The 4,743-nt window shown below is 58.2% G+C and carries 5 protein-coding genes; 2 read left to right on the top strand and 3 right to left on the bottom strand.

Annotated elements, in window-relative coordinates:
* The first annotated feature begins 1 nt into the window (after position 1).
* Together M0974_RS09265 and M0974_RS09270 are read left to right on the top strand one after the other, a co-directional pair.
* On the top strand, positions 2–763 hold the full coding sequence (locus tag M0974_RS09265; protein ID WP_297835569.1) for a DUF4892 domain-containing protein: 762 nt from the start codon (positions 2–4) through the stop codon (positions 761–763).
* 90 nt (positions 764–853) lie between these two features.
* Positions 854–1,915, top strand: coding sequence for an AI-2E family transporter (locus tag M0974_RS09270; RefSeq protein ID WP_297835570.1), 1,062 nt, complete (start codon positions 854–856; stop codon positions 1,913–1,915).
* 61 nt (positions 1,916–1,976) lie between these two features.
* On the opposite strand, the gene xopAW is transcribed toward M0974_RS09270, so the two are convergent.
* The 3 genes from xopAW to M0974_RS09285 form a co-directional block, all read right to left on the bottom strand.
* Positions 1,977–2,879: an EF-hand domain-containing protein gene (gene xopAW / locus M0974_RS09275; RefSeq protein ID WP_297835572.1), complete on the bottom strand. Its 903-nt coding sequence runs from the start codon at positions 2,877–2,879 to the stop codon at positions 1,977–1,979.
* Positions 2,880–3,088: 209 nt separating this feature from the next.
* Positions 3,089–4,150 carry a HAMP domain-containing sensor histidine kinase gene (locus tag M0974_RS09280; protein WP_297835574.1) on the bottom strand — a complete coding sequence of 354 codons (1,062 nt, stop codon included), beginning with the start codon at positions 4,148–4,150 and terminating at the stop codon, positions 3,089–3,091.
* On the bottom strand, positions 4,147–4,743 hold a 597-nt coding region (locus M0974_RS09285; RefSeq protein WP_297835575.1), incomplete at its 5' end, for a winged helix-turn-helix domain-containing protein. The genes M0974_RS09280 and M0974_RS09285, both read right to left, overlap by 4 nt.

The following is a 4,743-nucleotide window of genomic DNA, read 5'->3' on the forward strand; positions in this document are numbered from 1 at the left end:
GCTGTGCGCCGCCGATGTTCCAGGTAGTCACGATCTGGACTTGGTTCCACGGGTGCTTGACGCCGAAATAGTCGACTACCGACCGCCCGCAGAACTTGAGAGGATTTATCCGCTGGGTTCGATCCGTAAAATAAGCGGTCAACTGCGTTTTGACGGTCAGGTCAGCGGCAAGGGCAGCGCAACCGCCGTCACCTACGAATTACCCACCGAACACACCTCCGATGAAGCCTTTACCGCAACCCGCGAAGCCTTGCAAAAACAGGGCGCCGAGCTGCTGTTTTGGTGCCAGGCCCGTGACTGTGGTGAAAGCAGCTTGTGGGCCAACGAAGTGTTCGGTAACTCCAAACTGTATGGCGCCGATGATCAACAGGCTTACCTGCTGTTGCGTCTGGCCGCGCCAAAAAGCGACACATTGATAGCCTTGTATGGCATTACACGGGGCAATCGCCGCGCCTACTTGCACGTTGAACAGTTCGATTCGGCTGCGCCGCTTGGGGAGGTACTGCCGACGTCCGCAACCTTACTGCGCCAACTGAAAAGCACCGGCAAACTTGAGTTTCCGACACTCAACGCAGAGCCCCTGGACACCTGGGTCACGTTGATCTCCCGCGGACTTAACCTGGATAGCACGTTGCGGGTGACGGTTTCCGGGGCGAATGCCGAGGCTTGGCGTCAGGCGCTGATTGCCAAAAGCGTACGTGCGGCACGCCTTGAGACGGGCAGTGCAGACAAAGCGGGGTTGGCCATCGAGCTTATTCGCTGACCACCTTCATCCCTGAAAAGCGGCGAGCACTGGCACTGTCAGTGTTCGCCGTTATGCTTAGACCTTCCGTATTCCTTTTTGAGATAGTCCATGTTTAATAATGATCGCCTGTTGGTGCAGATACTGCTCCTGGCGCTGTTTGGCGCCTGTCTCTGGGTGATGGCGCCGTTTTGGTCGGCTTTGTTCTGGGGCGCAATATTGGCATTCGCCAGTTGGCCACTGATGCGGGTGTTGACCCGTTGGCTCAATGGCCGTGAGTCGTTGGCGGCAGCATTGCTGACGCTGGTCTGGATGTTACTGGTGGCCGCGCCATTGGTATGGCTGGGCTTCAATCTGGCTGACCACGTGCGTGACGCGACCCTGTTCATCAAGGATGTGCAGGTTGATGGCCTGCCCGCGCCACCGGATTGGCTGGCCGGTGTGCCGTTGATTGGTGAACGGCTGGTGGGCTACTGGAATACCATTGACGAGCAGGGGGCGGCGGCGATGGTCGCGATCAAGCCCTACTTGGGTCAGGTTGGGAACTGGCTCTTGGCCCGCAGTGCGCAGGTTGGCGGCGGGATTCTCGAAATCACCTTGAGCCTGGTGTTCGTATTTTTCTTCTACCGTGACGGGCCTAGACTGGCAGCGTTTGTCCTCACCCTGCTGGAGCGTTTGATTGGTGATCGTGCTGGTTATTACCTGGATTTGGTGGCCGGTACCGTTCAACGGGTTGTAAACGGGGTGATTGGCACCGCGGCGGCGCAAGCAGTACTGGCGTTCATTGGCTTTTTGATTGCCGGCGTTCCGGGCGCGTTGGTGCTGGGTATTGGTACGTTCTTGCTCAGCCTGGTGCCCATGGGCCCACCACTGATCTGGATACCCGCTACCGCGTGGCTGGCCTGGAAGGGTCAATACGGCATGGCGATTTTTCTCGGTATTTGGGGCACGTTTATTGTCAGTGGCGTCGACAACGTGCTCAAGCCTTACTTGATCAGCCGAGGCGGCAACCTGCCGTTGGTGATTGTATTGCTGGGGGTGTTTGGCGGATTGCTGGCGTTCGGCTTTATCGGCTTGTTCATAGGGCCGACCTTACTGGCCGTAGCCTACAGCCTGTTGATGGACTGGAGCACTTCCAAAAACAAGCGCCCGGAGACTCCGACCAACCTTTGAGGACCAGACCTGACGTTAACAAACTCGCCGCAAAACATTTGTTTTACGGCGGTTTTGTTTATCAGGTGGCGACGTTCAGCTGCTTACCAACTGGCTTGCTGGCGTCGCTGTCGTAACTCTGGCTAAGCGCAGCTACCATTTTACTCAATGCCAAGGCAGCAGCATTTTTCGCTTCGGTGGTACTTTGGCCAGTAGTGCTGCTGTCGGCAGTGCTTGTGTCGCTGCTCAGGTTGGTGGTCAACGCGGACGTCAACTCGTCCAGACTGACGCTGCCGCTACTGTCGCTATCGAGGCTGCTGAACAGTGAACTGGCATTGCTTGCGCTGGTGCTTGAACTGCTGGTGCTGCTACTCGCGCTGGCACTCTCCAACGCGCTGCTCAGTTCACTGGAACTGATGCTGCCGTCATTATTGGTGTCGAGCTGGCTGAACAGTTGAGCGCTGAAGTCTTGTGGCGGAGGCGGAGGCGGGGCTGAAGCTTGCAGTGCGCTGCTCAATTCATCAAGGCTAATGGAGCCGTCATTGTTGGTGTCCAGCGCGGAGAACACAGTTGAGCTGTCAGCGGTACTGTCAGCACTGCTCAACGCGGTTTTCAGCTCACTACTGCTGATTGAGCCGCTGCCGTCGCTGTCCAGATAACTCAGCAACTCATCTGCGATGTCGGTGGACGGTTGCGCAGATGTCTGAGGCGGCACCATGGCAGACAATTCCGTCGCATCGAGGCTGCCATCGTCATTGCTGTCGAGGTTAGTGAAAGCTTTGCTCAAGCTGGTCAACAGGCCGTTTTTACTGTCCGATGTCTCAGCTGAACTGAGTTCAGCCTTGCTGATGCTGCCATCACCATTGGTGTCCAGTTTTGCCAGCAACTCTGCCTGGAACTTCTTGCTCGCCGCGCTGGCGGTTGCGGTCGCACTTGAGCTGGTATAGCTCGAATAACTACTGCTGCTACTGACGCCACTGATCATTGGACTGACTCCCCTCAGATTGATTAGGCCGGTGACGGTGCACCGGCTTATGCAGCCTCAGGTCTTCAGATGTCGGGGGTATGTGGGATTTGTACCGCTGCTGATACCCGTTCAGCTGTGGGGCCGAATTCATTCGGGAAGCGGGCGGCGCGGCTTTTCTGATAGACCGAGTTGTTGCCACTCGCGAAGAAGTTGATGCTGGTGCGGACTCACACGCGAGGCAGATCAAGCACCACGGTCAGGCCGCCGCCAACGGTTTCCTCCAACAGCAGGTCACCGCCCATACGCCGTGCCGCTTCGCGGGCGATGGTCATGCCCATGCCTACGCCGCCAGAGTTGCGGTTGCGTGAGCCTTCCAGGCGATAAAACGGTTCGAACACCGCCTCTCGTTGATCTGACGCTATGCCAGGACCACGATCCACCACTCTGATCTGGACTCGTTGCGGGCTGTCCTGAAGGTCTATGTATGCCTGGCCGGCATAGCGCAGGGCGTTATCGATCACGTTGTTCAAACACGATCGTAGCGCCATTGGCTGAGTCCTGAGCGGCTTACAGTGTCCGTGGCACTGCACGTCATCACCCTGGTCCTGAGCATTTTCAGTGAGAGATTCAACCAATGCTTGTACGTCGAAAAGCTGTGGCAACTCGCGCGTGCGCTGCTCGTTCAAATAGGTCAGCGTGGCGTCGAGCATGCCAATCATGTCGTCCAGGTCCTGGGACATTTGACCGTGCAGCTTGGGTTCTTCAATCTGCTCGACTCGCAGTTTAAGGCGCGAAAGTGGCGTGCGCAGGTCATGGGACATGGCTGCCAGCATGCGCCCACGTTGTTGAACCTGTTCGCGAATACGCTGCTGCATCAGGTTGAAGGTTTGGGCAGCCTTGCGCGCTTCGTAAGGGCCGCTGATCTCCAGCGGCGGGCTGTCGAGGTCCTCGCTCAAACGCTCGGCGGCCTCGCTCATGCGCCGGATCGGTCGGCTCAGGGCCTTGGCGCCATACCACGCCGCAACGACCAAGGTGATCAGTTGAAAGACCAAGGGCACGATTGGCCCGCCGAAAAACGGCGGTGGTCCAGGTGGATGGCGGGGTGGTGGGCGGAAATGTTCGAAGCGCGGGTCAGGCGAATCGTACTCCTCGGAAAATGGCGGAGGAGGTGGTGGAGGCGGTGGGCCGTAGTGCATGAACCACATGAAGGCCAACAGGTGTGCCAGCAGGATCGCCAGCAACGCGCCGCCGAATAGCCTGGCAAACAGGCTGTCAGCCGAACGGATCAACCGATGTCCCTGGCATCAAATAAATAGCCTTCGCCGCGCACGGTTTTAATCAACTGCGGTGCTTTTGGATCATCGCCCAACTTTTGCCGCAGGCGTGATACCAGCAGGTCAATGCTGCGGTCGAACGCATCGGTGGTGCGGCCACGGGCAGCGTCGAGCAATTGCTCGCGGTTGAGCACCCGTCGAGGACGCTCAAGGAAGACGCACAACAAGCGGAATTCTGCATTGGACAGCGGCACTACCAGGCCGTTAGGCGCGGTCAACTGGCGCATAACGTTGTTCAGCCGCCAGGCATCGAATCGCACGATGGTGCGGGGCTCGCTGCTGCGATCGTCACGAACCCGGCGCAGTACGGTTTGGATGCGTGCCACCAGCTCACGGGGCTCGAACGGCTTGGCCATGTAATCATCCGCACCCAGCTCCAGGCCGATGATTCGGTCGGTGGGTTCGCAACGCGCGGTCAGCATCAGAATTGGGATGTCCGAGGTGCTGCGCAACCAGCGGCACAATGAAAGGCCGTCCTCACCGGGCAGCATCAAGTCGAGCACCACGACGTCGAACACCTCTTCTTGTAGTGCCTGGCGCATGGCAAC

The organism is Pseudomonas sp. (genome assembly GCF_026224925.1).
Classification (GTDB): Bacteria; Pseudomonadota; Gammaproteobacteria; order Pseudomonadales; family Pseudomonadaceae; genus Aquipseudomonas.

What these genes read in the sequence shown, in the direction of transcription:
- M0974_RS09270 (WP_297835570.1), top strand. Translation starts at nt 854, where the DNA reads ATGTTTAATAATGATCGCCTGTTGGTGCAGATACTGCTCCTGGCGCTG.
- xopAW (WP_297835572.1), bottom strand. Translation starts at nt 2,879, where the DNA reads ATGATCAGTGGCGTCAGTAGCAGCAGTAGTTATTCGAGCTATACCAGC.